The sequence below is a fragment of the Streptomyces paludis genome (assembly GCF_003344965.1).
In the GTDB taxonomy this organism is placed as follows: domain Bacteria; phylum Actinomycetota; class Actinomycetes; order Streptomycetales; family Streptomycetaceae; genus Streptomyces; species Streptomyces paludis.
Map to the genome: position 1 here is coordinate 6,280,964 of NZ_CP031194.1, position 25,421 is coordinate 6,306,384.

Below are 25,421 nucleotides of genomic sequence, written 5' to 3' on the forward strand. Positions count from 1 at the left end.
GGCACACGGGGCAGCTCGTCCGTCATACTGAACTCGCGCACGGACGGGGACCTTGGGGGGGCGAGTCACTGTGGCGGCGATCGACGACGCGAAACGGCTGATCCGGCACTTCTGCTGCGACGAACGAACTGCCCGCTACGGCCCGTACGAGACCGTCCTCCCCGACGGCGACCCCGAAGTCCGTGAAGTGCTGCCCGGTCAGCTCTACGCCTGCCAGCTCCTGGAGGGCGATGCCCTGACCGCCCGGATCGTCGACGTCTCCGTCCACCTCGGACTGTCCGACCTCGGGGGTCTGATGTGGGATCAGGAGGTCAGGGCGCTGTCCCGGCTCTCCGGGCTCGCCCACCCCGCCCTCCCCGAACTGCTCGGCGGCGGCTATCAGGAACGGGAGGCAGTCGAGGCGGCGGGCGCGCGTGTCGACGGCGCCGCGTTCGTCGCGGCCGAGGGCTCCGACTACACCCTGGCTGTGTACGGTACCGCCGCCTACCGGCAGGACCGCGTAGAGGCGCTGCGTCAGTTCGAGCACCTCGCCGATGGACTCGCCGTCCTCCATGACCTCGGGCTCGCCCATCGCAACCTGTCACCGCACAGCGTCGATGTCGTCGACGCTTACCGGGGCACCCCGCGGCTCAGACTCGCCCGGTTCGAGATGAGTGCCTTCATCTCCAGCCTGCTCGGCGGCGGCCCCACCCTCGACTCGCAGACCGCGCCCGGCACTCTGCGCCATCTTTTCCTCGGTGGCGGCCCGGCCATCCTGGCCTATATGCCACCCGAGAGATGGCAGTTTCTGCTGCCTCTCGACGAACGGACGGCGACGGCCCATGAGAACGCCACGGCCGACGTATACAGCCTCGCCGTGATGGCCTGGGAATGGTTCGTGGGGCCGCTGCCCACGGACCTCGTCCCCAGTCGGCTGCCCGAGACCCAGGAGGAGTACCGCGAAACCCACGACCTGCTCGATCGTCTCGGCGACCATCTTCGGGCCGGTCTGCGCACCGCCGACATACCCGCAGAACTCGGCGGCCTGCTGCGGCGCATGCTTGGCCCCGCCCACGAGGACCGTCCCACCTCGACCGAGGTCGTCAACGAGCTGAGCGACACCCACGACAGCAACGTCGTCGGACTCGGCGGTGTCACCAGCGACCTGCCCTACCTGCTGGCGTTCATGCCCGACAAGAGCGACGAGACGCTCGGCCGCTGGGAGTGGCTGACCTTCGACGCGGATACCGACGACGGCATCCGCGAAACCGCCGAACTCCTGCGCGCCGACCTGAAGAAGGCCACTGTCCTGTACTCGGAGGACGGGGCCGACCCGTTCGTCGGCGGCGGGTCCACCGAGGCCAAACGTCTCGCCACGGTTGTCCTCGTAGGCGAACGCGCCCTGTGGTTCGGACAGTTCTTGCGCCCACCTAACACCGGGTACGGACTCGGCGAACCCATGCCCGAGGTCCTCGTCATCAAGTACGTCGCGCAGCGCGACGTACACGCCGTGAACGACCGCCTCAAGAGCCTGGAGAACGCCTCCCGTTCCCGGTCCCTGCCCGAGGTCCAGCCCATCGACTACCGGATGCCGCTGATCCGGCTCAACGCGCTGCGCCGCGACCGCCCGTCCTGGCAGACTCTCGTCGACTCCATCAGGCCGGTCGGCTCCAAGTCCGAGGCACAGCTCGACTACCAGCGGGCCATCGACTGGCTCCTGGAGTATCAGGGCGTCGAACTCCAGGCCCGCCGCTACCCCTTCCGTACCGATCCCGCCGCCGAGCACGGACGCGCCGAGGAGATCCTCGTCCACTGGGACCGGGACCGGGACCGGGACCGCATCTACCGGCGTGCGCTGCTCGCCAAGTACGCCGGGTACACCGATCTCCGCCCGCCCTTCGGGGACTTCTTCGGGCGGCTGGAGAACGAGGAGAGCGGCAGCTCCGAGGTCGAGGTGTACGACAGCGACAGTGATCGCAAGCCCGGCAGCGTCCAGGGTGTCCTGGCGAATGTGGTGCGACGGGAGGGCCAGGACCGGGTCGTCCTGCGTCGCAAACCGGGACAACTCAGGCTGCCCTCCCGGGGCTGGATGCGCCCCGCCGACGACGTCGGCACCGAGGCGGTCCTCAGCCGTCAGGTCGACGCCCGGTTCGAACTGTTCGCGCTCGCCCCCCTGACCTCCCGGCTGCGCAACCCCACCGCGATAAAGACCCTCCCTAACCGCTGGAAGGACGCCGGAGAGGGACTCCTCGAAGGCGGCCGGGAAGCGGTCCGGGACATCCTCACCCACCAGCCGTTCTTCGCCCTCCAGGGGCCGCCCGGTACCGGCAAGACCACCGTCACCTCCCGAGCGGTCGCCGCCTACCTCAAACAGGAACCAACCCACCGCATCCTGGTTTCCGCCCAGTCCAACTTCACCCTCGACAACCTCGCCGCGCGCATCCTCAAGGACATCGGGGCCCGCGACGACGACGGACCGACCGACCGACTCTCCGATGTACCCATCGCCCTACGCATGGTCTCCCGGCGCAACACCCCCGACGAGGCCGTCCGCCCATGGCTCCGCGACGAACTCGTGGTGCGGCGCTCCCGGCAGATGCGCCGACGTGTCCAGGGCCTGCTCGACAGCGGTATCGACGGCACCGTACGGCCCGTTCTCCAAAGCTGGTACGACCTCCTCGACCAGCGCGACGGGCACTCCATCCTTCCCGAGCTGGGCGACCGGCTCCAGCGCGGCGCCAACATCGTCTTCGCGACCTGCGCCACGGCCACCCCCCGCAACATCGGCACCGCGGGCGGCGCCTCAGCGTTCGACTGGGTGATCGTGGAAGAAGCCGCCAAGGCATGGCCGACGGAACTCGCCATCCCGCTGGTGCGCGGCATCCGCTGGACCCTGATCGGCGATCACTTCCAGCTGCCCGCCCATCGCCGCGACGAAGTGGTGCGTTTCCTCGACTCCTGCGTCGGCGACCCCAACACCGGCATTGCTGTCGCCGGCGACCAACGGCAGAAGTACGTCGAGGCGTTCGACCTGTTCCGCAATCTCTTCGTGCAACGGTCCGGTGGCCTCAGAGAGCGGCCCGTGGCGATGCTCTCCACCCAGTTCCGGATGCGTGAACCCATCGCCCAGGTCGTCAGCCGCGTCTTTTACCCCCGGGCCCTCGAACCCGGCGAGACCGCCCCCGAGGACGGGCTGAAGCCCGGCGGCCTCGCCACTCACCACGACGAGGAACCCTCCCCGCTGCGCGCTCCCCACTGGCTCAGGGAACGTTCCCTGGTATGGGTCGACACCGCCCGGCTCCCCGGCTGCGTCGAAGAACCCCACTGGCGCAACGAGGGCGAGGCGGCAGTCGTCCGGGCGGTCGTCCGCTCCCTGGACCCCGAACCGGTCCCCGGCCGACACGGGTACAGCACCGAACCCCTCGCCGTGCTCACCCCCTACCGGCTCCAGGCCGAGGAACTCCGCCGTGACGTCGGCCTCGCCAAGTACGTGCAGACCGTGCACGCCTTTCAGGGCCGCGAGGCCGACATCGTCGTCGTGTCCCTCGTCCGTAACCGCGTCCGCGGCCAGGGCAGCGCCGCCGAGAGCTACGGACACCTGGCCCGCCGCGACCTCATCAACGTCCTGTTCTCCCGGGCCAGACGCCTGCTCGTCGTCGTCGGCGACTACGGGCACTTCTCGCGCTTCCACGACGACAACGACCCGTTCTGGGCCGAGGTCTGCCAGGCTGTCGACCACTACGGGCACGTTTATGACGCCGCCACCGTCCTGCCCGAGGTGGCCAGTTGAACACCGTCACCACCGTCTACGTGCCCTGCGACGTGGTCCGCGTCCACGTCCGCATGGACTACGGCGACACCCTGTCGCCCATCGAGGAACTTGTCCTGCGCGCGATCCACGCCGGTCTCGACGACGTACCGCAGCTGGTCGAACACCTCCACCTCGGCAGCCGTCTCATCCGTGACCTCGTCTATGACCTATGGCGGCAGGGCCACCTCACCGCGAACACCGTCGAGAGGACCGTCGCCGTGTCCCGGCTCGTCGCGGAGTGCCTGCGGGACGAGGATCTCAAGCGGCTGCGCGGCGCCGAGAGCGCACAGGAGACCCGCGACCTGATGATCGAGAAGCTGGCGATGCGGGTGCTGCCGGCCTCCGGCTGGTCCAAGCCGCCCAACTCCCGTTTCACCATGCCGCTCGAAGGGATCCGCGTCAGCCTCGCCGAGGCACCCGAGGCCCACATCCTCCAGGCGCTGCGCGAGTCACTGCGCAGAGACGAACAACGCCACCAGGCCCTGGCCGACGGCACCCGCACATCGGCCGTCGGACCCCGCGCCAAGCAGGTCCACTCGTACCGGATACCGCCACCCGGACTGCGTACTTCCACCGGACAGCGGTGGATCGACCTCATAGTGACCTCCCACTGGGACGACGACCACGAACGGCTCACCGTCACCGTCGTCGACGAGCGCATGCCCGCGGAACTACGCGAAGGCGCCTCGCAGCGCCTCACCCAGCTCGCCGTCGAGTACCCGCGTGCCTCCGTCTTCGTGGAATTGCGACGGCAGGCTCAGACCATCCTCGCCGAGCCCCCTTCGGCACCGAAGGCCCTTGACCGGCTGGCCCGCCGCGTTGCCCAGGCACCCGGCATCCCCGCCGGGCAGCGCCGCGCCTGGCACCATGAACTCGCCGACGATGCACGACAGTTGGACGGACTGCTGCGGGCCCGCGTCGAGCGGGAGATCGAGGTGCGGATCGTCGACGGTGCGGACCAGGCTCGCACCCTGAACGCACTCATCACGGATGCACAGCAACAGCTCGTCGTCGTCAGTCCCTGGATCCGCTATCGCGCTCTCGGCAGTCATCTCGACGCCCTCACCGCAGCCGTCCAGCGCGGCGTGACCCTCGTCCTCGTCTGGGGGCCGGGCTCCGACAGCGAGTACGAGGACACCTTCGACGAGCAGACCCGCAATGCCCTGGAGGACCTCGCCCGAGGCTCCGGCGGCCGGATCCTGCGCCGTGTCGTCCTGCCCCGCACCAGCAGTCGCACCCACGCCAAACTCGTGGTCGCTGACCACCGCACCGCCTTCGTCACCAGTCGCAACCCCTTGTCCTCCGACGGCTCCCGGGGTGAACTCGGCGTCGAACTCACCGCCCGCGACGGCACAGGCGAGACCGTCGTGCGCGAACTCCTCGACTGGGTACGCACCGCCGTCCCTTCCTACGAGCACAGCCAGACCGTCCGCACCCGCCCCGTCTCCGGTACCCCGTCGCCCACCACGGCCGAAGTGAACGAACCGCCGTCCCCGGCGATCGGGCCACCGGAGGAGGACTCCGCCTCCGATACGGCCGTACGGCTGTGGGCAGGCGACTGGCAGGACCACGTCTCCCGCTGCCGGGACTTCCTCGGCAAACGCGTCCTGCCCTCGGTACGCCCGGTCACCGACAGCGCCCACCGCACTCTGCTGCGCACCGCCCTCACGCAGTCCCGGCATCAGCTCGTCATTGCCTCCGGAGGACTGTCCGACGAGGCCGTCGACCAGGCGTTCCTGACCGACCTGCGCGCCTGCCTGGAACGGGGCGTACGGGTGACGCTCGTCCACCCCGGACCGCCGGACGCCGGCCAGGCCAAGAACCGCTGGCAGATCGCCCGCGCCACACTCGCCGCACTGCGCGAGGAATTCCCGGACCTGCTCACCCTGAACGGTGACGGCGCCAACCACGCCAAGGCCATCGTCTGGGACGACGAAGCCGTCGTCGGAAGCTTCAACTACCTCTCGTTCGAGGGCCGTTACGGGCGCCGACGTTTGTCGTCCGAGCTGAGCGTGCGACTGACCGGCCAGGAGGTGGCCGATGCCGTCGCCGAGGCCCTGGGCGCCACACTCGTGGCCCGGCCGGAACCGGAGGCCGAACCGCTGCTCGTCCTGCCCGGACCGGGCTTCCGCAGTGCCAGGCTGCTGCTGGAGCAGCGCCGCGACGACGGCTCGCCCGACGCCGAGGGCGTCCGGCGGGTCCTCGCCGACGCCGCCGACCCGTGGGAGGTCCTGGACGGCCTCGGCGAGGACGGCCCCACCGACCTGCTGCGGATCGCCGCCGCCCGCTGCCTCACCACACCCGGCACCGCCACCGGCCCGGGCACCGACACCGCCCGGCGGTCCCACTGGACCGAATGGCTGGTACGGGACCGCTGGCAGGACCACGATTTCGTCCAGGCCGCCATCCTGCGCCACACCCTGCCCGACCCGGACCTGCGGCCACGCCCGGGCCTGGCCCTCCTCGCCGCCGCCCGGGGCACCCCACGGCTCACGGACGCGATCGAGAACCTCGTACTGTCCGACATGACTCCCGCGGAGGTCCAGCCGACCCTGCTCGCCGCAGTCGGCGCGGTGCTGCTCCAGGGCAGTCAGAGTGCCGCCGACGCTTTGAGCGCGTTCCTCGCCGACACCGTGGAGGGCGTCTGGCTCGAACTGGCGGAGCGCACCGGCCGGTACTGGACCGACAGCTACGTACCCGTACCGATGGACCTGGTCCGCAGCGACCTGCGCAGCACCGGCAAGGACCGGGCGCGCGCACAGGCGTGGGAGGTGTTGGAGCGACTCCTCGACCACGCCCGCGCCTCCGCTTTCGACAACACCGTCAGCAACCGCACCCACCGCGCCCTTTTCGACCGGGAAGCGGGAGAGTTCGCCGTGCTGGCCGACATCGTCGCTGAGCGTGCCCCGGGCCGGCTCACAGCCTGGCGGTCCGCACCGGCCGTGCAGGACCTGACCCGGCTCATCGAACGGGTCGGCGCCGAGGTCTCCCCGGGACACCCGCCGATGCACGGCGATCATCTCAAGCGATATCTGAAGCGCCTGGAACCGGTCCTCGACCAGGCGGCGACCGTCGCGCCCCTGTCGGACTCCGCCGGACACGAGGAAGGGGAAGGGCAGTTGGCGGCTGCGCGAGAACTCGGCGACTGGCTGGCCGCCCGATGGCGCGCCTTGTCGGAGGCGACGGCCGCGCTGACCGGACCCGAGGGACGGCTGGCGGACGCCTTCCTCGCGGACCTGGAAGAACTGGCCCGCTGGAGGGCGACATGACCGAGCCACTGCTGTCAGTCCTCGCGGAGTGGCCTGGACGCTGGCGCCACCCCGGTCTCGCCGATGCTCTCTCCGGCGGACGGAGCGGCACCCTCGACCAGGCCGCCGCGCACGTGCTGGCGGGTCTCGCCGACCCGCTGACCACGACCGAGAGTGTCGAAAGGCTCCTGAGGCAGGGGCACTTCGAGCTGGTGGACGAGTTCCTCGCCGAGTGCGCGGCCGACGGGCCGACGCTTCAGGACACCGACCCGGTGGACGCCGCCTGGATCAGGGACGTGCTGGCCGCGGCCCGGCTCGACGCCCTCGCCAAGGCCGAACGCGACCTCGCTCTCCTCGGCGAGCGGGCGATCCGCGCCGGACTCGACCCGGCCTCCCCGCCCGACGGCTTCTTTGACGCGGTGAACCTGCGCACCTCCAGGGCGAGCGAACTGCTCGACGGGGAACGGGAGACGAGGATCCTCCCGGCGGAGCGGAGTGTGCGTGAGCGGCTCGAACGGCGGCTGGCCGAACTTCCCGAAGACCGGGTCGACCGCAAGGCCGTGGAGGACTGCCTGAGCGCGGGCGAGTTCCCCGCGGCCCGGCTTCTGCTGGAGTCCACGCACTCCGAGCAGGAGAACGGCGGCCCGGCAGCGGTGCCGCGCCCGCCCCTGTGGGATCCCGCGCTCGGCAGTCGGCTGGACGAAATCCTTCCGCATTACCTGGAGGGAGCGTTTGCGGACCACCGGTTGCGACGCTTCACCGACGTCGGTGAAACGGGTCGCGAAGCCGTCCTGGCGCTGAACGACCTCGTCGCCCGACCAGAGCCGGCGACCGCCGGGGCGTTCGCGCGCGCCCTCGGCCACCTGCTCGGTGAGGATGTACGGTTCCCCGTCGTCGAAGAGGCCGGAGGGTTCCGTACGGCGTTCGTCGGGTTGAACGACGCCCGGCTGCCCCGCACCTCCCTCCACCGGGACACCGGCGCCGTCCTGTGGATCGCCGACGAACACACCCCGCCCCCGGACGACCTGCTCCGGCCCCTCGTCTGGTTCCGCACCACCGGTACGCAGCGCGAGCCCACCGGACGCCCCGACGGCGTCGCCGTCCTCACCGCGACGGACCTGCTGCGCCTGTTCGCCCAGCCCGCGCCTGGCACGCCCGCGGGCCCGGCCACCCGCCGCGTGAACTTGCTGCGGGTGCTCGTCCCCCAGCTCGGCATCGAGGGGATCTCCGATCCCGACACGGGCGTCGCGCTCGGCCGGGGCGTGCCCCCGCGCGAGGGACTCGCCTGGCTGTTGGACCTGCTCGCCGTGTCGGCGGAGGCCGTAGTCATGGACACCCTGCACTACGAGACCGGAGCCCACCCGGTGATCCTGCCCCGGTTCCTGGGCGACCTGCTCTCCAGGCTGCCATCCTCGCGCACCCTGACCCTCGGTGCGCTGGCCGCCGTCCGCAACCCTCGCACTCGCGACGACCTGCGCGCCGTGCTGACTGGGCCGCTGCGTCTGAACGAGGGTGCCGTCCTCGGTATGGCGTACGCGCTGCACCAGCACGTACCGTTCCGGGCCGCCGACCTGGCGGCGGACATGACGTTCTTCGACGTGCCCGTGGAGTTCGACACGGAGACGGTGCGCCTGCTCGATGTGGAGGCCGCCCTCTCGCAACTCACCTCACACGGACTGCTCACCGCCCAAGGTGACACCTGGGTGACGCTCCGCTCGGGTCTGGGACGGCTGCTCGCCGAGGAGGCCGAGAAACTGGCGGGAAGTTCCCTGCGGGCGTTGCTGGAGCGTGTGGAACAGGCCGACGCGCACGCCCGGGTCGCGCTCACCGACCAGGCGATAACAGCGATCGGACACCGCAACGACAACCGGGTGGCCAGCATCCTGGACGATCTCTCCCGGCTGGAGGGTTCTCTGCCGCCCGAGGCCCGTGGCGTCCTGGACCGGCTCCGGGACCGGGCGAGCCAGTTCCGGGGTGAGCACTACCAGGACGCGGTGGCCGGTTTCCTGCGGCCGGCAGAACGCGCGGACCTGGTGCAGGCGGTTCAGGAGGTGACGACGGCCGTCCAGCACGAGTACGGCGTGCAGATCGACGTGTGGACGTCGGCGCCGGAACCTCTGCACGTCCACGCGGTGAAGGTGTATGTCAAGATCGCGGTGGAGAACTTGCTGATGAATGCGGCGCAGGCGCTGGGCACGGTGGACGACGACGAGGAGCGGCGGATCGTCGTGCGGCTGAGGACTGCCGACCGGGGACCCGAGGGCGGGGAGCCCGCCCCGTGGTGCAACGTCGAAGTGGAGGACAGCGGGCCCGGCCTGACCGAGGAGGAGCGTGCGGCGCTGCGCGTGGGCCGCACCTTTTCCCGCAACGGCAGTGGGGGATCGGGGCTGGCACTGGCGCGCAAGCTGGTGCAGGAATGCCGGGGCACCATCGAGATCCTGGAACGTTCACCCCTGGGTGGCGCCCATCTCAAGGTGTGGCTGCCGCGCGTCTGACGGTCTGGCGCGTCACGCGGGCCAGGTGTCACGGAAGTCCCGGACCGCGCGGCGGGCCTCGGGCAGGGTGCCGATCTCCATCTGGCGTGCGGCCACGGCTGCCTCCACCTCGCACTGCCTGAGCCGCGTGTGGTTGTGCTCGGGGGAGGGGTAGCTCAGCCGCTTGCGGGCGTGAAACAGCGCGGTCTCCAGCGTGGAGCCCAGCCGGGCCCGTACGTGTACGTCCTCGTCGGAGGTGAGCTGCGTGGCGGCCTCACGGAGGGCCCGGGCGTTGAAGGTCCCGTAACCCTTGTAGACGATCTGCAGCAACCGGTACCGCTTCTGCTGGATGGTGCTCTCCTGGCGGAGGTTCCCCGCCGGCGGGGCCATCGTCATCACGGAGGCCGGGATCTCGGTGTTGAGGCGCAGCCAGTCGGCGATCTGGTAGCCGTCGTGATCGCGGAAGGAGTCCGTGAGATGCAGGTCGATGAGTGCGCCGTGCACGGACAAGATGTCGTCCCTACGGTCCCTGAGCTGCCGCTCCCAGTCCGCGAGGTCCGTGACCCGTACGCACTCGTAGGCATCGAGGATGTCGACGATCTGGTCCATGTTCTGGTCCTCGACGACGAGGAGACGCTTGCGATCCAGCCGGGCCAGATCGGCCTGCAGCAGAGCGCTCGCCCGGTCGTCGGGAAACAGGTCCAGGAACTCGCCCAGTTCGGGCAGGGATTCCCAGTCCGCTGCCCGCACATGTTTCAGCAGGGTACTCCGTCCCTTGATGTGCCGGTTCCACAACAGGCGGTCCACCTGGGGGTGATGCAGCAGCGGATCGCCTGTCCAGTGGGCCATGAGCGCCGCCAGCCGGCTCACGTCAGGCGTGGCCGCCAGATCCCGCAGATCGCGCAGGAAGTCCTCCGCGTCGACCCGCACCCGCTCGAAGTCCAGCACGTACGGGTCGGTCGCGGAACGGCCCCGCTCCGGGATCGGCAGCCCGAGCCTGCGCAACTCGGTGACGTGCTGTTCAAGGGCGTTGGCCGATCTGATGCCCCGTCGGCGGCCGTCCGTACTGAGCACCGACTGCAGCAGCCGGTCGGGGCCCAGCCCCCGCTGGCCCGCTGTCGCGAGACAGACGAGAACAGCGCATCTCAGGCCCCTGGGCGGCGGATCGAGCAGCACCCCATCTCGCCACACCGTCAACGGACCCAGTACCTGGATTCTCCAGATCTCCCCCGAAAGCCCCATGAACCTACCGTAGCCGCCGACGGCCTGACGCTGAGTGTTTTCGCCGCAACCTTCCTGGGGGCCCAGAAAACTCAGCGGGCCGACCACGCCGATCCGCCTTCTGATCGGACACCTTGGTGCCAAGGGTTCCGGCGCACCATGACGCTGTGGACCGAAGACCGATCAGAACCCGAGGTGTTCACCATGCACGAGGTACGACTCACCCGTGACGAGCAGCCCATCGAAGGCAACGTGATGGTCGTCGCCCCCTTCGGCAAGAAGGCTCTGCCGGACGGCACCACCTTCGACTTCGACTGGCTGTACACCGACGTCATCAGCCCCACCGTGATCGAGGCCGGGATGACCCCGGTCCGAGGCGACTCGGTGTACGGCCCGGCATCCGTGCTGAACGTCGTCTGGCGGGCCATCCAGCAGGCGGAACTGGTCGTCGTCGACTTCTCCTGCCGCGCCCCGAACGTGGCTATGGAGTACATGGCGGCCAAGCTCATCGGCAAGCGCATGATCTACCTCGCCCAGTCCCCGGACGACATCCCGAGCGACGTCCGCGGACTGCGCTACATCCCGTACAGCGCCCTGTACGCCGACATGTCCCACATGTGCGGTGAACTGCGGTTGCAGTTGGAGGCGGTACGGCAGGAGCCCGTGCAGGAGATGGCCCTCATCCCCATGGCGACCAAGGGCACCGTCCCGGCCCGTGCGCGGGTGGTCTCCGTCAGCCGTGAGTTCGCGGTGGTCCGGGCCGACGACGGCACCCACGGCGTCCTCGGCCAGGAGGACGTCGACTGGTCGCGGATCGTCGCCGACATGACCCGCCTGTACGCGGTCGGTGACGTCCTCGACGGCGCCTTCGAGCTCCAGCCCACCGGCGGTGCCAAGTACACGCTCATCGCGGGTCGTCCCAACCCGTGGCAGGCCCTCGCCGCGAGCCACCCCGCCGGGCACCGCTTCACGGCCGACGTGCACAGCGTGCGCGACGCCGGTGTCTTCGTCCGCGTCACAGGCGACATCAATGGCCTGGTGCCCCGCAGCACCCTCCCCGAGGGAGTCGAGGTCCGCCCGAGGAGCGAGGCGGACGTCAGTGTCGTCGACGTCGACGTGCGGCGGCGGCGCGTCACCCTGAAGCTGCACGAGCGGCTCCCGGCGCCCACCCCGATCCGGCAGAACGCCTACCCGTCCGTGCTCCGGGCCGGGGACCGTCTTGAGGGCCGGGTGCACAAGGCGCTGCCCGAGGACGAGGGCGGCTACATCCTGCTCAAGGTCGAGGGCCGCAGCCGGCCCGTGCTACTGCACTGCTCGGCGATGAGCGAGGAACTCCGCCACGACCTCAACGCGGGCGAGGTCGAGCGGGACGAGATCATCGACGTGGAGGTCGTCTCGGTCGACTCGTCCCGGGACAAGGTCCTGGTGCGGGACCTGCCGGAGGAGGTAGAGGACGTCGGGACCGCGGCCTGACCGCCCGAATCTGCGAACCGCCGTCGCCGTGTCCCCGGGCCTGTCCCGGGGGCGCGACGACGGCGGACGTCGTTCATCAAGGAACTGCCCTTGGACTGCCTGACGTGAGACGGCAGACACAGCGGCAGTGCGAGGGGAATGACATCGGCCCTTGCTCTGATCGCTTTCAGATGCGATCTCATCCGGACGTGATCAGTCGATGTCCGGATCATCGGCCTCTTCGAGGAGACGGGTCGCGAGGTCGTCGGCCCACTCCACGGCCCAGGAGCGGAGAGCGGTAATGGCGGCGTCATCGAGCCCATAGGCGGCGAAGGCTTCGTCGTCGGTCCACTCGGCGCCCGTGAGGTTCGCCTGCAGATCCTCGCGCTCGAAGCGGGCCGCGGGCGTGGCGGCGGCCGAACTCTTCGAGCTCGGCATTGGTCCAGCGGCGGGAGGCTGCGAACACGTCGATCAGGTCGCGGGGCGCTCCGCGGTCGGCGAGGGCGCGGACCTTGGTCCCGATCACGTCCTCCTCCGAGAGGACGGGGCCGTACGGGCTCTGGGTGACCGGCCGCCAGAAGATCTCCTTGAGGATGTCGACTTCGCAGTCCTGCCCGGTGGCCGGGTCGGTCACGGTGAAGCGGGCGGACAGTGGGGCGGTCTCCAGCGCGTGCACCTTCCAGCCGCGGGCTTCCAGGCTGGCGCGGAGCGTGGCGGCGATGTCGGCCATGGGCGCCGGGTTCTCGGTAGCGACGTCGAGGTCCTGGCTAGGTGTATTGACCCGCAGGGTTGTTGACGCGACTGATTGGCGGTTGACCACCGAGTGCAGTGTGGCACCGGTGGTAGTTGTAGGTGTGGAGGAAGTCCGCAAGGGCCTCGGTGCGCTCGGTGTTGCTGGAGTAAGGACGCACGTACGCCCACTCGTCAAGCAGGGTGCGATTCAGGCGCTCGACCTTGCCGTTCGTCTGCGGGCGATAGGGACGCGTGCGTTTATGGATGATGTTGGCGGCGCTGAGGGTCTGGGCGAACAGGCGGGATCTGTAGCAGGAGCCGTTGTCCGTGAGGACGCGCTCGACGGTGATGCCGTGCTCGGCGAAGAAGGTGTTGGCGCGCTCCCAGAAAGCGGCGGCGGTCTCCTTGCGTTCGTTGGCCAGAACCTCGCTGTACGCAAGTCGGGAGTGATCGTCGATGGCTGTATGCACGAAGCTGTAGCCGATCACTGGGCTGCCGCCCCTGCGCGCGTCGGTGGTGGCCTGCCGGTTGCCGTTTGCCTGCTGCCGGGGCATGATCCGATGCCCTCCGCCGTCGGGTATGTTGCCGAGTTTCTTGATGTCGACGTGGACCAGCTCGCCAGGGCGTGAGCGTTCGTAACGGCGGATGATCTGCCCGGTGGGCCGGTCCATCCAGCGCAGGCGGTTCATTTGGTGCCGGGTCAGGACGCGGTGGACGGTGGAGGCAGGCATGCCCAGGATGGGACCGATCCTGGCGGGGCCGAGTTTCCGTTCGCGCCGCAGCTGGCAGATTTGGGCTTCGACGTCGGCAGGGGTTCGGTGCGGCGTCGTCCGGGGTCGGCTGGAGCGGTCGTAGAGTCCGGCGTCGCCTTCGTCGCGCCAGCGCCGTACCCACTTGTGGGCGGTGGCGCGGGAGATGCCCATCTCTTCGGCGACGTGGGCGACGGGTCGGCCGGCCCGAACCCGGTCGATCAGGAGCCGTCTGCCGTGGACGGTCAGCCGGGCATGGGGATGAGACACGAGGACCTTCGCGGTGATGCGGGGCGGGTGCGGACACCGGCGGCCGCCACCTGATCCAGGGGCGGCCGCCGTGCATGGGTTCAGCACGCTGTCTGGAGGAAGGCGCGCACGTCGGCAACGAGTTCGGCGGGTTCCTGGAGGGGGACACCGAATGTTGAACGTGTGCCAAGTTGGAGTGACGCACCAGAGTCTGATCCGGGTGCGGCGTGGAGTGCGGCCGCATCCGGGCAGCGTCATCGCGGGTCAGGCGTTGATGTCCTCGCCGATCGCAAGGTGGGCGGTCTCGGGCTTGGTCAGGGTCTCAATGACCTTTCCGAAAATCATGTCTCCGGCGGGGCCCAGGAGGCCGTTGTGGACGTCGATGGTGCGGGTCGGGTTGACCTCGCGGATGTAGTCCACGACCTCCTCGGACTTGCTCCACGGGGCGACAATCGGGAACAGCAGTGTCTCGACGGCGCGGTCAGGCACGGTGAGTGCATCGCCGGGGTGGAAGATCGCGTCGTCGATGAGGAAGCCGACGTTCTGGCTCTTGGGCAGGTCGCGGTGGATGGCGCCGTGGTACTCGCCGTACACCTTGACGTCGAAGCCAGCTGCGATGAAGGCGTCGCCGTTGCCGACTGTGTGGACGCGGCCGGGGAACGCCGCCGAGAGGGCCTCGGTGACCGTGGCCTGGCTCCACAGTTCGAGGGCGGGGTTGGACTCCATGAGGGAGCGCACCAGGTCGGCATTGAAGTGGTCGGGGTGTTCGTGCGTGACCAGCAGGGCATTGGCGCCGGCCGCCTCCTCCGGCTTGCCGAACAGACCCGGGTCCATCACCAGGGCGCGGCCGCCCTTCTCCAGGCGGACGGAGGAGTGGGTGTTCTTGGTCAGCTTCATGGTTCGGCTGTCCTTACTTTCCGGGCGGCGCAGGCATGCGCCGACACGTGGTCTTCAGGGTCGCAATGGCCAGCACGCGCCGCATGTCCGGTCGCGCCGTTGCGACTCGTTCATGCACCGCTTGGGCCCTTGTATCCGGATCAACGCCCCGCGAACAGGTCACATTCCACTCGGGTGGTACCCACTTTTAGGTAAGATTTGGAAGATGAGCGATCCTATGAACACTCCGGGCGAGCTTCCCGTCACCTTCCGGCGCGACTGTGCAACGCGGACCGTCCTCGATCACGTCACCAGCCGATGGGGGGTACTGATTCTGCTTGGGCTGTACCGCTCGACCCTGCGCTGGGGCGAACTGCGCACCGCCGTGGACGGCATCAGCGAGAAGATGCTCAACCAGAACCTGCGCACCTTCCAGGACGATGGCTTCGTCACCCGCACCTCGCATCCCGAGGTACCGCCGCGCGTCGAATACTCCCTCACTCCACTCGGGCGCGACCTCGTCGAGCACCTGCTGCCGCTCACCGGCTGGATCGCCGCCAACGCGGACTCCATCGTCGGCAGCCCGTCACCGACCGTCAACAACGCTCGTGGTTAATACAGCTAGGGCGGTTCACGAGGCGGTGCGCCCGCACAGCGTATCCACCGGTGAGAACCAGTGGATACGGGGAACCGAGTGCGATCACATCCGCAAGGAGCCGCGTGTGCAGCTCCTGCATGTCCGTCACGCGGCTGCTCGGTGGCGGGACGCGAGCCGGGGGAAGGAGTCCTCCCATACGGCGCGCACGGTGCGACCGACGAGGGTGCGCAGCACCGGCCACAGCTGGAGGAGCAGGTCCCGGTTGAGGTAGCGGGGCAGGTCATCACGCAGGCCCTCGTGCAGGACGGCGCGGTACAGGCCCATGCGCTGGCGAGGCTTGCCCAGGTCGTATGAGGTCATCCCGGACCAGGCCATGCGCAGCGGCAGATCCACGACACCGTGGGTCGGCCCGCGCAGCTCGTCTAGCGACTCCGGCAGACGGCGGCGGAACTTCTCCCGGTACAGCGTGAGGTCCTCGGAGTCCGCGTCCGAGACGTCCCTCGGGGTGGGTGCGGGGTGCTGTGGGCTGGAGGGCATCACTCCATTATTGCGGCCCGCAGACGTTGCGAGGGTCATGATGTGCGAGCTGGCGTCCGGAGCGGGTGGGGGCGGATCCCCGGATGAGCTGGTTGCCACAGTCTGCTCGGCCCTGAGCAGGACGGACTCTCGGCCTTGACGCTCGATTGACGCTCTGGGCGTCTGTACGAAGGACGATGAGCCGAGAAATCGGCTCTGACCAGGGCTTTTTTGGGATCCGTTCAGGCCGACATCTTTCCGATGACCCACCACGTGGAGTGTGTCGCGATCCTGGAGCCGGTCGCGAAGGGCGTCTGACCCGCGGTTTCGCGGGTGTGCGTGAGGTACGGGGCGGGGTGTTGAGCCCCCGTCCTACTCCGCCATCAGATCCCGGGGGGCCGCCCGGCTCAAGGCGTCCAGGACCGGACGGAAGAGCGGGTGGTTCTCCGCGCCGCGGCGTACGGCGGCGAAGACGCGGCGGGTCGGGGCGGTGCCGTCGACCGGGCGGACTACCACGCCCGTGAGGTCGATGCCGTGCAGGGCGGAGCGGGGGACGAGGGCGACGCCCGCGTTGGCCGCGGCGAGGGCTACGGCGGCGCGGAAGTCGTCGGAGGAGTGTTCGAAGCGGGGCTGGAATCCGGCGTTCTCGCAGGCCAGAACGACCACGTCGTGGCAGGGGTTGCCGGGGTACGGGCCGACCCAGGGGTCCTTGGCCAGTTCGGCGAGCGGGACCGCGCCGGCGCCGGTCAGACGGTGGGCGACGGGGACGACGGCGTCGAACGGCTCGGCGTACAGCGAGACGCGGGTCAGACGCGGGTCGTCCACCGGGGCGCCGCGGTACTCGACGGCGACGGCGACGTCGACCTGCCGGTCCAGCACCATGGGCAGACTGGCGTCGCCCTCGGCGTCCTGGACCCGGACGCGTATGCCGGGGGCGGACGAGGCGAGGCGCACGATCGCCGGCGCCACGACCTGGGCGATGCCGGTCGCGAAGGAGGCGACCGTGACCGTGCCGGCCGAGCCGGAGCTGTAGGCGGCCAGCTCCGCCTCGGCCCGGTCGAGCTGGGCCAGGACCGCGTGGGTGTGGGTGAGCAGGATCTCCCCGGCCTGGGTGAGCCGTATGCCCTTGGCACCGCGCTCGACCAGCCGGTGCCCCGTCTCCTGTTCCAGCGCTGTCAGCTGCTGCGAGACCGCCGAGGGGGTGAGGTACAGCGCGGCGGCGGCCGCCGTCATCGTGCGGTGGTCGGCCACCGCGCGGAGGATATGCAGTCTTCGCGCCTGGATCACAGAGAACAGCCTCGCACTTTCACAACCCCATACGGGCCCTAGGCCACGGACAGCTCTGCCCGCGCCGCCACGAAGGCGTCCACCGCGCGGTGCACATCGGCGGTGGAGTGCGCGGCGGACAGCTGGACCCGGATGCGCGCCTGCCCCTGCGGTACGACCGGGTACGAGAAGCCGATCACGTAGACGCCCCGCTCCAGCAGCAGTTCCGCCAGCCGCCCGGCGACCGTCGCGTCGCCGATCATCACCGGCGCGATGGCGTGGTCGCCGCTGAGGATCTCGAAGCCCTCCTCGGCCATCCGGCGACGGAACAGCGCGGTGTTCTCGCGCAGCCGTTCCCGCAGGTCGTCGGCCGACTCCAGCAGGTCGAGCACCTTCAGCGAGGCCGCGGCGATCACCGGGGCGAGCGTGTTCGAGAAGAGGTACGGGCGGGAGCGCTGGCGCAGGAGCGCGACGATCTCGGCGCGGGCGGCCACATAGCCGCCGGAGGCGCCGCCGAGGGCCTTGCCGAGGGTGCCGGTGATGATGTCGACGCGGTCCATGACACCGTGCAGTTCCGGGGTGCCGCGGCCACCGGGGCCGACGAAGCCGACGGCGTGCGAGTCGTCGACCATGACCATCGCGTCGTAGCGGTCGGCGAGGTCGCAGATCTCCGCCAGCGGTGCCACGTAGCCGTCCATGGAGAACACACCGTCGGTGACGATCAGCCTGCGTCGGGCGTCGGCCGCGTCCTTCAACTGCCGTTCCAGATCGGCCAGATCGCGGTTGGCGTAGCGGAAGCGGCGGGCCTTGGAGAGCCGGATGCCGTCGATGATCGAGGCGTGGTTGAGGGCGTCGGAGATCACCGCGTCCTCGGGGCCGAGCAGGGTCTCGAAGACACCGCCGTTGGCGTCGAAGCAGGAGGAGTAGAGGATCGTGTCCTCCTGGCCGAGGAAGGAGGACAGCCGTGCCTCCAGCTCCTTGTGGACCTCCTGCGTGCCGCAGATGAAGCGGACGGAGGCCATGCCGTAGCCCCACCGGTCGAGGGCCGCGTGGCCGGCGGCGATGACCTCGGGGTGGTCGGCGAGGCCGAGGTAGTTGTTGGCGCAGAAGTTGAGCACCTCGCCGGGACGGCCGCCCGAGGTGACGTTCACGGTCGCGGACTGGGGGGTGCCGATGACGCGTTCGGGCTTGTGCAGGCCGGCGGCGCGGATCTCGTCGAGAGTGGCGCGCAGATCGTCGCGCACGGATGCGAACATGGGGAAGCTCCTCGATTTCCTTCGCTGAATGGGGAGTTACGCGGTCCAAGGGAGTTGCGCGGTCCAAGGGGGGTTACGCGGTCCAGTCGAGAATGACCTTTCCGCCACGGCCACTGTCCGCGTCGGCGAACGCCGCCTCGAAGTCGCGGTAGCCGTACCGGCCGGTGATCACCGGCGAGAGGTCGAGACCGCCCTCCAGCAGCACCGACATCGCGTACCAGGTCTCGAACATCTCCCGGCCGTAGATGCCCTTGATGGTGATCATCGAGGTGACGATACGGGCCCAGTCGACCGCGAACTCCTGCGCGGGCAGGCCGAGCATGGCGATCCGGCCCCCGTGCGTCATGTTGGCGATCATGTCGCGCAGGGCGGCGGGGCTGCCGGACATCTCCAGGCCGATGTCGAAGCCCTCGCGCAGGCCGAGAGTGCGCTGACCCTCGGCTATCGAGGACTCCGCGACGTTCACGGCGAGGCCGGCACCGATCTTGCGGGCGAGGTCGAGGCGCTCCTCGCTCACGTCGGTGATCACGACGTTACGGGCGCCGGCGTGCCGGGCGACGGCGGCGGCCATCAGGCCGATCGGTCCGGCGCCGGTGATCAGCACGTCCTCGCCGACCAGCGGGAAGGACAGCGCGGTGTGCACGGCGTTCCCGAACGGGTCGAAGATCGCGGCCACATCGAGATCCACCGGCACCCGGTGCACCCACACGTTGGACGCGGGCAGCACGACGTACTCGGCGAAGGCGCCGTCGCGGCCGACACCGAGCCCGACCGTGGCCCGGCACAGGTGCCGCCGGCCGGCGAGACAGTTGCGGCACTTGCCGCACACCAGATGCCCCTCGCCGCTGACCCGGTCGCCCACCTCGACATCGGCGACGTCGCGGCCGGTCTCCACGACCTCGCCGACGAACTCGTGCCCCACGATCAGCGGCGCGCGGATCGCCTGCTGGGCCCAGCCGTCCCAGGCCCTGATGTGCAGATCGGTACCGCAGATGCCGGTGCGCAGCACCTTGATCAATACGTCACCCGGCCCGACGGCGGGCTCCGGGACGTCCGCGAGGGACAGTCCGGGCTCAGCCTTCTCCTTGATCAGCGCCTTCACGGCCATGGCTCCTGGGGGTCCGGGTCCCGGAAGCGGACCTCCGGAGAAGTCCGCGCCGGTGAGGGGGGTGGAATCCCTCAGAAATCTTCCCTACGACGGCCCTCGCGTCCATCGAGGATTTCTTAAGCGCCACCGCAGTCTTCCTTAAGGCGCATTCTGGAAAAATCACCAAGGGGGTGTGGATTTCCTGAACGCTCATTCTGTGCGGGGTTCTCCTGAACAATCCACGCCCATCGGCGGGCCGCGGCCCCCGAACGCGCTCAACAGGTCGGGCAACCACGACGCCCCGCGTCAGAGCCCGTACCCTCGTGGACCCCAACACGCGGGCGCGCCGCAACAGTTGCACGCTCAGGCAAGGACAAAATTCCGGCAGTAGAAAATCAGTGTGCACCGAAAGTGGGAACCAGACTCGTGGATTCACATCGTGGAACGGACGGCGGAACGACCGGAGGGGTGGACCTGACCGGCAAAGTGAGTCTGGTGACCGGTGCCGGCGGCGGCATGGGCCGTGTGATCGCGACCGAACTGGCCCGGATGGGCTCCACGGTGGTGATCGTGACCCGTGGCGAGACCGGCGGTGAGCGGCTCCGGCAGCAGATCGCGGCAGAGATCGGCGCCGACCGGGTCGAGGTACTCGCGGGCGACCTGGCCGTGCAGGGCGAACTGCGGCGTATAGCTGAGCAGTTCACCGCTCGCCATCAGAGTCTGCACGTGCTGGTCAACAACGCCGGCGCACACTACCGGCAGTGGTCGGTCAATGCCGACGGCATCGAGATGCATGTGTCGGTGAACCACCTCGCCGGATTCGGCTTGACCGGGCTGCTGCTCGGCCCATTGCGGGCGGGCGCACCGTCCCGTGTGGTCAACGTTGTGTCGGAGGCCATGTCCGACGCGCGTGTCAGCAAGATCAGCCGCCGCCCCCGCCCGGTCACACTGAACGCCGACGAGATCGACGACCTGCGCAGACTGAACGGCAAGGCGGGGTTCGCCCCCTTCGAAGCCTATGCACGGGCGAAGCTGCTCACGACGATGAGCGGTTACTACCTGGCCGAGCAGTTGTCCGGGAGCGGGGTCACGGTGAACGCCGTACACCCCGGAATAGTCGCCACCAGTATCGTCGACGACATCGCCGCGCCCGTGATGAAGCCCTTCCTCGGGCTGATCAAGCGATCCCTGCTCACCCCCGAGCAGGGTGCCGCCGCGACACTGCGCCTGGCGACCGCCCCGGAAATGGCCGGTGTCACCGGTCGCTACTTCGTGGGCGACAGCGAGCAGCGTTCCCCCGAGGTGTCCTACGACCGCGCCCTCCAGCAGCGGATCTGGGCCGCGAGTCAGGCTCACTTCCCCGGACTTGAGCCGTTGACGAGCTGATCCGGGTGACCGCCGGGCACCTGCCCCGGTAGCGAGGGGTACGAGGCCGGCAGCGGGTGTGCGGTGGACCCCGATGTGTCCTTACCGGCATGAGTGTCCAGGACGCGGCTCAGCCACTGGGTTCGGGTGTGGCGGGCTTCGCGGGAGAGGACCGCGGTGGGGGCTACCGAGTCGAAGCCGTGGAAGGCGCCGGGCCAGACATGGAGTTCGGCGTGACCGCCGTCGCGCCAAATCCCCTGTGCGTAGGCGATGTTCTCGTCCCGGAAGGTCTCCGCGGAGCCGACATCGAGGTAGGTGGGCGGCAGCCCGCTCAGGTCGGTGGCACGGGCGGGCGCGGCGTAGGGCGGCAGGTCCGGCGCTCCGTAACGGTCGCCCAGGTACGCCTGCCAGGCGACCGCCGTCGAGGACCTGTCCCACAGGCCGGCGCCGGTCATCTGGAGGGCGGAGGGGGTACGGAGGCGATCGTCGAGCATGGGGCACAGCAGGAGTTGCCCGATGGGGGTCGGCCCGTCGCCCCGGTCCCGGTTGAGCAGGGTCAGGGCCGCGGCGAGTCCGCCGCCGGCGCTCTTGCCTCCGACGACGACGCGCTCGCTGTCGATCCCGAGTCCGTCCGCGTGGGCGGCGGTCCACACCAGTCCCGTGTGGCAGTCCTCCAGCGGTCCCGGATAACGCGTCTCCGGCGCCAGCCGGTACTCCACGGACAGGACGGCCAGATTCAGGGGAGCGGACCAGTCACGGAGGATCCTCGGGAGGACGGACCGGGCGTTGCCCATGATCATTCCGCCACCGTGCAGGTAGTACAGCACCGGCAGCGGACCGGTGGCGGCGGCGGGCCGCGCGTATACGAGGGTGACGTCCGGGCCGCCCGCCGCGCCGGGCACGCTGAGTTCCTCGACGGCGAAGCGTCCGTCGGCGCGCAGCTCGGTGAGCGTGGGCAGGGGCCGGCTCGCGGCGTCCCGGCGCCGGTGAGCGGCGAGATTCTCCGAAGTGAGCCGCTCTTTCGACCGGTCGCCCAAGGCCGCCAGGGCGGCGCCCAGTTCCGGGTCGAACGGAGGGCGCACCCTCGCGGCGACCGCTGAGGAGGCCGAAGGGCCCCGGCGCCCGGTCGTCATGCCGCGCCGCTCCGGCGCGCGGGAACACAGCCCTGGTCCGCCCCGAGCCACCGCCCTCCGGCGGGCACCGTTGCGGTGTCAGGGAGCAGAGCCGTCGCGATCATGCCCCAGCACATCATGTACGCGCCGATCACGGCCAATGAATTCTGCGGTCTCTGGCCACCCGTACCCGAAGGCTTGCGCCCGCCGAGTGGCAGCCGCCGCTGGCGCAGGGCGTGGGCGGCTCAGGGTGCCCTCGGCGTCGACGGGCAGCGCGGCCCGTCGCGCCGGGGCGGGGCTCCCCTACGCGGATTTGCGTAGGGCCGGGCCGTTCCCGGGCTGACGCCGATTTCGGGCGGGCGGCGGATAGTCGGGCGGGGGGTCGGGACGTACGGGCAGGGCAGTGGGACGGAAGGAAGACGACGGTGAAGAAGACGACCGTGAATGTGATCGTGGCGAGGATGGCGGCGGCGCCGAGGGGGACCAGGTTGTCGCTGTGGGGCTTGGCGGTGGGTGTCCTGGGGCTGGTGGTCCAGTGGATCGCGGATCCCGGCAAGTTTTACCCGTTCCCCCCGGGGATCGTTGTCATCGCGGTGTGCGGTGTTTTGGTGTTGTGTACGGTACGGCGCTGGTGGGCGCCGGTGTTCTCGGTGCTGATCGCGTTGTGGATCGTCCTTGGCGGGTGGGCGGCCGGCCAGCTGGTCCCGAACCTGGTTTCGGGTGATATGGGCACTGTCGCCGGTACGGTGGTGATGTCGCTCGGGCTGATGTTCGCCGCGGTCACGGGGACCGTGGCGATGGCCGGGGTGCGGCATGCGCGTGCCAGGTGAGGAAGGCGATGGACGACCGCGGGCCCCGGCAGTTCCGGCAGCAGTCCCGGCAGGTGTGGCAGCTCCGGCAGTTCTGGCAGTTCCGGTACGGGATGGACCTGGCGTGGGCCGTGCTGGCGGCGGCGGTGCTTGTCACCGCCACCGTCGCTCTGGTCGGGGCGCACCGCGACCAGGGGGCTGACCTGGACTTCTGGGGGATCGTGCTGGTCGCGGCGGCGGCGCTGGTGACGGTGGGGCTGCGCCGGGCGCCGGTCTGGGCCCTGGCCGGGGCCATGCTGGCGGTCAGCGCGTACCTGCTCGCCGGCTACCCGCCCGGCCCGGTGCTGTTGTGCATGGTGGCCGCCATGTTCGAGGTGGCCAGACGGCGGCCACCGCGGTTCTCGGCCGGTGTCTGCGCGATCGCGGCGCTGACGGCTTCGGCGACGGTGCTGCTGCGGTCGATGCCGGGGCTGCGGGAGCCGGCCGTATTCGCCCTGGGGTGGACGGCGTGGGTGGTGCTGCCCTGGTCGCTGGGAGCGCTGGTGCATGTCACGGCGGCGGCCAGGGAGCGGGCCGGGCGGGATCTCGCGGCCCGGGCCGCCACCGCCGAACGGCTGCGGCTGGCCGGTGAGGTGCACGATGCGGCCGGACACGGATTCGCGCTGATCGCGATGCACGCCGGGATCGCGCTGCTGGTGCTCGACGAGCGTCCCGACCAGGCGCGCGCGTCGCTGGAGGCGATCAAGACCACCAGCGGCGCGTCCCTGGCCGATCTGCGCCGTATGCTCGACGCCTTCCATCCGCAGGACGGGGAGGCGGGGCCGACCGGTCTCGGTGTCCTCGTCGACGAGGTCCGCGCGGCCGGACTGCCGGTGGAGCTGACGATGACCGAGGTGACCCTGACCGACGAGGCATGGGCGGTGGCGTACCGGGTGGTGCAGGAATCGCTGACGAACGTACTGCGGCACGCCGGACCGACCGTCGCGGACGTCCGGGTGGTGCCCGCCGGCGGTGAGGTGCTCGTACAGGTCGGAGACCGGGGGCACGGAGCCGCCGACGGTGCCGCGACGGGCGGCCGGGGGCTGGTGGGGCTGCGCGGCAGAGTCGAGGCCGTCGGCGGCCGGTTCGCCGCCGGACCGCGGACCGGCGGCGGTTTCCAGGTCGCCGCGCGGCTGCCGGCGGGGGGTGCCCGGTGATCCGGGTGGTGCTGGCCGACGACGAGGACCTCGTACGGATGGGCCTGCGGATGCTGATCGACCGGGAGGACGACCTGGCCGTGGTGGGCGAGGCCGCCTCCGGGCACGAGGCGCTGCGGGTGGCGCGCCGGGAGCGGCCGGACGTACTGCTGCTGGATATCCGGATGCCCGGTATGGACGGGCTGGCCACGCTGCGGGCGATGGCGGCCGAGCCGGATCTCGCGGGTGTCCGGGTGATCGTGGTGACCACCTTCGAGATCGACAGATACGTCTTCGAGGCGTTGCAGGCGGGCGCCGCCGGATTCCTGCTCAAGGACACCGCCTCGGCGGATCTGGTCCGGGCGGTACGGGTGGTGGCGGTCGGCGAGGCGCTGCTGTCGCCTTCGGTGACACGGCGGGTGGTCTCGGTGTTCAGCCAGCCCGGCGGAGCCGTCACCGGCATGGACACGCTGACCGACCGGGAGCGGGAGATCGTGGCCTGGGTCACCACCGGCCGGACCAATGAGGAGATCGCCCGCGAACTCTCGCTGAGCCCGGCGACCGTACGCACCCACGCCGGCCGGGCGATGGTGAAACTGAACGCCCGCACCCGCGCTCAGCTCGTCGTCTTCGGCGTCCGCGCCGGTCTCACCGTGGACCGCCGGCGACCCGGCCCGGCGTAACGGCGCGTACGTACCGTCCGGTCCCCGGCACGGTACGCGGATCCGCGTACACGTCGGCCGTCACCGGGCGGATGTGGGGACCCGGCGGCGCCGGAGAACCTGAGGCATGCGCAAATCAACGCCCTGGCTACTCCTCGCCGTCGCCGTCGTCTTCAGCCTGGTGGTCGCGTACCCGTACCTGGGTCTGGACGTCCACCGGAGCCGTATCGAAGTGAGCGGCGGCCTGCACTACGGCGTGCTCGTCACCCATATCCTCACCGCCGCGGTCGCCTTGATCCTCGGCCTCCTCCAGGCCGTACCGAAGGTGCGCGCCCGCAGACGGATCCACCGCACCGTCGGCCGCTGCTACCTCGCCGCCGGAGTCCTGCCCGCCGGCCTCACCGCGATCCCGGTCGCGCTGTGGTCCGGCCGCCTCCTGACGCAGATCGGCCTCACCACCGCGGCCGTCCTGTGGCTGCTCACCGGCGCTCTCGCGTACCGGGCCGCCCGACGGCGGGACATCACCGCCCATCGCGACTGGATGACGCGCAACTACGCACTGACCCTCCTCGCCGTCACCGCACGCCTCCTGGTGCCGCTGCTCCTGCTGGCACAGATCCCGTTGGGCACGGTCACCCCGGGCGAGCTAGGCCAGAAAGCGGCCTCAATGATCCCGGTCGGCCAGACCCTGGCCTGGATCGTCAACCTGGCCATCGCCGAGACCCTCATCAGACGCCGCCACCGCCGCTCCGCACCGTCCGGTCACCCGCGGACGTAGACCGCC

General features: G+C 70.1%; 18 protein-coding genes and 1 pseudogene. 10 read left to right on the forward strand and 9 right to left on the reverse strand.

From position 1 onward, the window contains the following. Window positions 1–70: 70 nt before the first annotated feature. From DVK44_RS27850 to DVK44_RS27860, 3 genes are read left to right on the forward strand one after another with little or no spacing between them, the layout of a single operon-like run. Window positions 71–3,769: an AAA domain-containing protein gene (locus tag DVK44_RS27850; protein WP_114663040.1), complete on the forward strand. Its 3,699-nt coding sequence runs from the start codon at window positions 71–73 to the stop codon at window positions 3,767–3,769. Beyond that, window positions 3,766–7,059, forward strand: coding sequence for a phospholipase D-like domain-containing protein (locus tag DVK44_RS27855; protein WP_114663042.1), 3,294 nt, complete (start codon window positions 3,766–3,768; stop codon window positions 7,057–7,059). The genes DVK44_RS27850 and DVK44_RS27855 overlap by 4 nt, the downstream gene beginning before the upstream one ends. Next, a complete protein-coding gene (locus DVK44_RS27860; protein WP_114663044.1) occupies window positions 7,056–9,533 on the forward strand; it encodes a sensor histidine kinase in 2,478 nt (825 codons plus the stop codon). The genes DVK44_RS27855 and DVK44_RS27860 overlap by 4 nt, the downstream gene beginning before the upstream one ends. 12 nt (window positions 9,534–9,545) lie before the next feature. On the opposite strand, the gene DVK44_RS27865 is transcribed toward DVK44_RS27860, so the two are convergent. Continuing rightward, window positions 9,546–10,709 carry a hypothetical protein gene (locus DVK44_RS27865; RefSeq protein WP_162794079.1) on the reverse strand — a complete coding sequence of 388 codons (1,164 nt, stop codon included), beginning with the start codon at window positions 10,707–10,709 and terminating at the stop codon, window positions 9,546–9,548. A gap of 228 nt (window positions 10,710–10,937) precedes the next feature. On the opposite strand from DVK44_RS27865, the gene DVK44_RS27870 reads away from it, so the two are divergent. Beyond that, window positions 10,938–12,206: a S1 RNA-binding domain-containing protein gene (locus DVK44_RS27870; protein ID WP_162794081.1), complete on the forward strand. Its 1,269-nt coding sequence runs from the start codon at window positions 10,938–10,940 to the stop codon at window positions 12,204–12,206. Window positions 12,207–12,398: 192 nt separating this feature from the next. Here the strand turns inward: DVK44_RS27870 and DVK44_RS27875 are convergent. The 3 genes and pseudogenes from DVK44_RS27875 to DVK44_RS27885 all read right to left on the reverse strand — a co-directional run bounded on the left by DVK44_RS27875 (window position 12,399) and on the right by DVK44_RS27885 (window position 14,812). Continuing rightward, window positions 12,399–13,014 (reverse strand): annotated as a pseudogene (locus DVK44_RS27875) (nucleotidyl transferase AbiEii/AbiGii toxin family protein). Continuing rightward, the gene (locus DVK44_RS27880) at window positions 12,953–13,936 is read right to left on the reverse strand and encodes an IS481 family transposase (RefSeq protein ID WP_114663057.1); all 984 of its coding nucleotides are present in this window, start codon (window positions 13,934–13,936) and stop codon (window positions 12,953–12,955) included. The pseudogene DVK44_RS27875 and the gene DVK44_RS27880 overlap by 62 nt, the downstream one beginning before the upstream one ends. Window positions 13,937–14,179: 243 nt before the next feature. Continuing rightward, window positions 14,180–14,812, reverse strand: a complete 633-nt coding sequence (locus DVK44_RS27885) for an MBL fold metallo-hydrolase (RefSeq protein ID WP_114660505.1) — start codon at window positions 14,810–14,812, stop codon at window positions 14,180–14,182. 205 nt (window positions 14,813–15,017) lie between these two features. On the opposite strand from DVK44_RS27885, the gene DVK44_RS27890 reads away from it, so the two are divergent. Further along, complete coding sequence (locus DVK44_RS27890) at window positions 15,018–15,407, forward strand: winged helix-turn-helix transcriptional regulator (protein ID WP_114660504.1); 390 nt, start codon at window positions 15,018–15,020, stop codon at window positions 15,405–15,407. 126 nt (window positions 15,408–15,533) lie between these two features. Here the strand turns inward: DVK44_RS27890 and DVK44_RS27895 are convergent, their stop codons facing one another. The 4 genes from DVK44_RS27895 to tdh all read right to left on the reverse strand — a co-directional run bounded on the left by DVK44_RS27895 (window position 15,534) and on the right by tdh (window position 19,529). After that, window positions 15,534–15,926, reverse strand: a complete 393-nt coding sequence (locus DVK44_RS27895; RefSeq protein ID WP_114663059.1) for a hypothetical protein — start codon at window positions 15,924–15,926, stop codon at window positions 15,534–15,536. A 351-nt stretch (window positions 15,927–16,277) separates the two neighbouring features. Further along, window positions 16,278–17,192: a LysR family transcriptional regulator gene (locus tag DVK44_RS27900; RefSeq protein ID WP_114663061.1), complete on the reverse strand. Its 915-nt coding sequence runs from the start codon at window positions 17,190–17,192 to the stop codon at window positions 16,278–16,280. Between the two features lie 38 nt (window positions 17,193–17,230). Next, complete coding sequence (locus DVK44_RS27905) at window positions 17,231–18,427, reverse strand: glycine C-acetyltransferase (protein WP_114663062.1); 1,197 nt, start codon at window positions 18,425–18,427, stop codon at window positions 17,231–17,233. A gap of 73 nt (window positions 18,428–18,500) precedes the next feature. After that, a complete protein-coding gene (gene tdh / locus DVK44_RS27910; protein WP_114665488.1) occupies window positions 18,501–19,529 on the reverse strand; it encodes an L-threonine 3-dehydrogenase in 1,029 nt (342 codons plus the stop codon). 480 nt (window positions 19,530–20,009) lie between these two features. Here tdh and DVK44_RS27915 point away from each other — a divergent pair, with 480 nt between their 5' ends. Next, window positions 20,010–20,900, forward strand: coding sequence for an SDR family NAD(P)-dependent oxidoreductase (locus DVK44_RS27915; protein WP_162794083.1), 891 nt, complete (start codon window positions 20,010–20,012; stop codon window positions 20,898–20,900). On the opposite strand, the gene DVK44_RS27920 is transcribed toward DVK44_RS27915, so the two are convergent. Then, complete coding sequence (locus DVK44_RS27920) at window positions 20,867–22,012, reverse strand: alpha/beta hydrolase (RefSeq protein WP_114663066.1); 1,146 nt, start codon at window positions 22,010–22,012, stop codon at window positions 20,867–20,869. The two genes, DVK44_RS27915 and DVK44_RS27920, sit on opposite strands and share 34 nt — an antisense overlap. Before the next feature lie 404 nt (window positions 22,013–22,416). On the opposite strand from DVK44_RS27920, the gene DVK44_RS27925 reads away from it, so the two are divergent. The 4 genes from DVK44_RS27925 (at window position 22,417) to DVK44_RS27940 (ending at window position 25,415) form a co-directional block, all read left to right on the forward strand. After that, window positions 22,417–22,821, forward strand: a complete 405-nt coding sequence (locus tag DVK44_RS27925) for a hypothetical protein (protein ID WP_228447403.1) — start codon at window positions 22,417–22,419, stop codon at window positions 22,819–22,821. A gap of 8 nt (window positions 22,822–22,829) precedes the next feature. Then, window positions 22,830–23,996 (forward strand): sensor histidine kinase, encoded by a 1,167-nt coding sequence (locus tag DVK44_RS27930; protein ID WP_228447404.1) that lies wholly within the window; start codon window positions 22,830–22,832, stop codon window positions 23,994–23,996. After that, window positions 23,993–24,658 (forward strand): response regulator, encoded by a 666-nt coding sequence (locus DVK44_RS27935; protein WP_114663068.1) that lies wholly within the window; start codon window positions 23,993–23,995, stop codon window positions 24,656–24,658. The genes DVK44_RS27930 and DVK44_RS27935 overlap by 4 nt, the downstream gene beginning before the upstream one ends. 106 nt (window positions 24,659–24,764) lie before the next feature. Next, window positions 24,765–25,415 (forward strand): DUF2306 domain-containing protein, encoded by a 651-nt coding sequence (locus DVK44_RS27940; RefSeq protein WP_114663070.1) that lies wholly within the window; start codon window positions 24,765–24,767, stop codon window positions 25,413–25,415. Window positions 25,416–25,421 lie beyond the last annotated feature (6 nt).